Source organism: Streptomyces sp. NPDC047022, from assembly GCF_040644155.1.
Lineage (GTDB): Bacteria > Actinomycetota > Actinomycetes > Streptomycetales > Streptomycetaceae > Streptomyces.
In genome coordinates, this window is record NZ_JBEYVV010000022.1 from 1 (window position 1) to 3,680 (window position 3,680).

At 68.8% G+C, this 3,680-nt stretch carries 3 protein-coding genes; all 3 read left to right on the forward strand.

The features are described from left to right. Positions 1-78 precede the first annotated feature (78 nt). Positions 79-798, forward strand: coding sequence for a L,D-transpeptidase (locus tag ABZ845_RS21765; protein WP_360982108.1), 720 nt, complete (start codon positions 79-81; stop codon positions 796-798). A 114-nt stretch (positions 799-912) separates the two neighbouring features. Then, positions 913-2,136, forward strand: coding sequence for an alpha/beta fold hydrolase (locus ABZ845_RS21770; protein ID WP_360982110.1), 1,224 nt, complete (start codon positions 913-915; stop codon positions 2,134-2,136). 648 nt (positions 2,137-2,784) lie between these two features. Next, positions 2,785-3,426 (forward strand): response regulator transcription factor, encoded by a 642-nt coding sequence (locus ABZ845_RS21775; protein WP_360982112.1) that lies wholly within the window; start codon positions 2,785-2,787, stop codon positions 3,424-3,426. Positions 3,427-3,680: the final 254 nt, after the last annotated feature.

The window sequence follows — 3,680 nt, forward strand, 5'->3', positions numbered from 1 at the left end:
AGGCGCGCCTGTCACGGGGCCGCACCGCACTCGCCGCTCACCTCGTGAGCGAAGCACCGCACCGGACGGAGGAAGCCTGTGCCTGAGCAGCAGCCTCCGGGGCCCCTGACCGGGACGGACCTGTCCGCCCGGCTCCACCACCTGGCCGCACACGGCACGGCACCGGCCCCGGCCACAGGCGCGCAGGTCAGGGGCCGGGCGGTACGCCGGCGCCGCAACCGGCGTGCCGCGCTGTCCACGACCGTCCTGGCGGCGGCGGCCCTCACCGTCGTCACGACCGGCGTCCTCGACTCCCCCGCCAAGAAGGCCACGCCTCCCGCGACGTACGTGTCCCACTCCCCTCGGCCCGCTCCGTCCCCGGTGCCCGTACAGCGGGTGACGGTCGACCTGGACGCCTACAAGCTGACCATCGAGGGCAAGACGTTCCGCATCGGCAAGCCGTCGCCGAACTGCCCGATCGGCGAGACGACGGTCACGGTCACCGCCAAGTACCCCACCCTGAGGATGCCTCCCGAGAAGGTCACCCAGCGTGTGGACGTCGCGCTGCGGGCGGTCACCTTCACCGACCGCAGTCACCACGAGCGGCTGCTGTTGTTCACGCTGAACCCCGACGCCGGTCTCAGCGCCATCGGCAACGATTTCGACGCCGGCGCCATCTCACTCTCGCCCGAAGACGGGAAGCGCGTGTACGACGCCATCGAGCCCGGCGCACGCGTGGAGATCAAGGGCCATCAGGGCCCGAAAGCGGAACCGGACTCCGTGTGCGTCGAACGCCAACCGATCACCAGCGACCACTGACGCCGAACCGGCCGAACTGTCAGCGCCCGCTGATCACCCCCCTGCCGCGCTGACGTGCAACGACGTCAGGCTCCAGCAGCGGCATCCCGCCCCACAGCTATCCGGAAAGAAGTCATGATGACGAACCTGCTGTTCCCGAACAACACCCAGTTCTGGTACGAGACTCTGCGCTCGATGAGTCACATCGCCTACGGCGGCGCGGACTTCGGCGAGGTGGTCTCCACCGGTGAGCGCATCACCGAGGGCGACTACGACAGCTGGTACACCGAGTGGCTGGCCACCGCCGACCGAGTGTCCGCAGAGGCCGAGAAGGCGCTGGATGCCGGGCACACGGTCAGCGCCCGGGACGGATTCCTGCGGGCGTCGAACTACTACCGCTCGGCGGAGTTCTTCCTGCACGGCCGGCCCTGCGACCCCCGCCACAACCACACCTACGACCGCAGCGTGGCCTGCTTCCAGGCCGCGGCGGCGCTGTTCACCCCGGTCATCGAGCCGGTCCGCATCCCCTACGAGGACACCACCCTGCCCGGCTACCTCTACCGGGCCGACGACACCGGGACACCGCGGCCGACGCTGATCATGCACAACGGCTTCGACGGCACCGCGGAGGAGATGCACTTCTTCGGCGCGTTGGCCGGCGTCGAGCGCGGCTACACCGTGCTCACCTTCGACGGGCCCGGCATGCCCGGACCGCGCCACCACCAGAACCTGGTCTTCCGCCCCGACTGGGAGAACGTCATCACCCCCGTCGTGGACTTCGCCGAAACCCTCCCCGAGGTCGACAACAGCCGCATCGCACTCCTCGGTACCAGCATGGGCGGCGTCCTGGCCCCCAGGGCCGCCGCGTTCGAGCACCGCCTGGCCGCGCTGATAGCCGTCGATGGCATCTACGACCTCGGCCAGACATCCGTCCGCCACCTCCCCGGCGACCGCGAGGAAGCCGAACGCCTTCTGCGCGCGGACTCCGCCCCAGAACTCGACGCCGCCCTCGAGCAGATCATGGCCAGGGACGCGACCGCCCACTGGGCCATCAACCACGGCATGTACGTCATGGGCGTCGACACCCCCCGCGCCTTCAACGCCTCCTACCTCGACTACACCCTCGCCGGCGGCATCGCCGAGCAGATCCAGTGCCCCACCCTCGTCTGCGACGCCACCGAGGACGAGTTCTTCAAGGGCCAGCCGAAGCAGCTCTTCGACCACCTCACCTGCCCCAAGACCCTGATGGAGTTCACCGCCGAGGAAGGCGCCGGCGCCCACTGCCACCCCGGAGCCATGCGCCTGTCCCTCGCCCGCATCTACGACTGGCTCGACACCACCCTCGCCACGAGGGCCTGAGGAGGCCGTCGGCCCGGCATCCCGACCGTGCTGGCTCCTTGGGGAGCCAGCACCGTCGACCTCCAGCCGTGCGCCCGGTTCGTCGATGCCTTCGAGTACTGCTACGGCCGCTGCACGGTGCGGCACTGCCGCACCGTGATGCTTTCCTTGGCGACGCGGCGTGGCGCGGTTCGTCGTACCTGTGAAATTGCTTTGTGCCGCCGCCGAGGGAAACTCGCGGCGGATCAACATACGTGCCAGGGACGTAAATTTTCGCATGGGCAGGAGATTCGGCTACGTCTAATACGCATCCGAGGCGTCTTGGAAGGAAGGTGTCCGGCTTCCTTCTCCCATGAAGACGCAATAGGCGAAGCGTCATCCGCCGCCCACGGAAACCGATTGAGGCGCCTGGAACGGCTCACGTGCAGATGAAACGGAGGCCAGGAGCCTGATCTCGCGCGCCTAATCATCCTGCGTCGCACGGCCCGGAGCAAGCGCCGACCGGCAGCGTTGCCCGTTCGTACCTGCTGTCGGGCTGCCGTCCGAACACTCGCGACAGGTTTCCCTGTCGTTAAGTCATCGAGGGCTATCGGAAGCGGATCAGCGGAAGTCCATGTGGCACGATCAACGCCTCGGAACCCTCTGGAAAACTTCCCGATGGGAGGCAGAATGCCCCAGCAAACACTCCCCGGAACAGTGTGCGTTGCGGTCCACTCACCCGACGCCGTCATCCGTGCGGGACTGACCAGCTGCCTCCAGCACGACCGCCGTTTACTCGAGGTCCCACAGGAGCGGCTCCACGAGGCCGACGCCGTCGTGGCCGCCTTCGACACCGTCGACGGCGCCGCGCTGGACCAGTTGAGCGCCCTGTGCGACAAGCCGGACGCGCGCTTCCTGGTCGTGGTCGGCAAGCAGTGGAACGTGGACGTCTCGGCGGCGATCGACCGGGGAGTGCGCGCCGTGCTGTGGCAGAACGCCTTCACTCCCCCCGCCTTCCTCCGTGCCCTGCTGGCCGTCGCGGGCGGCGGCGGCAGCCTCCCGCCCACCCTGCAGGGCACGTTGATGGAACAGGTGCAGTGGACGCACCGGGAAGTGCTCGCGCCACGCGGTCTCACGGCCGCCGGGGTCACCCCGCGCGAGCTGGACGTGCTCCGCCTGGTCTCCGAGGGCAAGGAGCTGTCCGAGATAGCCGCGAAGCTGTGCTACTCGGAACGCACCGTGAAGTACATACTCTCCGGCCTGATGAAGCGCCTGCAGCTGCGCAACCGTGCGCACGCCGTCTCCTACGCCATCCGCGCGGGCCTCATCTGAACCTCGCGGGCTGTCATGTCCGCTCCATATCGGCCCTGCCCGGGCCGTGCGCGCTTCTGGAACCCCGGAACCACAGCGGCCTGGTCCGCACCGGTTCCGGGGTTCCTGCGTTGGAACCAGGTCCCCGTGCTTCCCCCGGAGCCTTCCACGGCTCCGGCGCCCACCCGGCGGGGGAATACGCATGGCACTCACTCCCAGGCCAGATCGCGCTCCGTCCTGATCCTCGACATCCCCGGCGGACGGGTGGCAGCGGG

Bases quoted from the DNA above. Each gene is read 5' to 3' on its own strand.
- ABZ845_RS21770 (WP_360982110.1), top strand. From the start codon at position 913: ATGATGACGAACCTGCTGTTCCCGAACAACACCCAGTTCTGGTACGAG.
- ABZ845_RS21775 (WP_360982112.1), top strand. From the start codon at position 2,785: ATGCCCCAGCAAACACTCCCCGGAACAGTGTGCGTTGCGGTCCACTCA.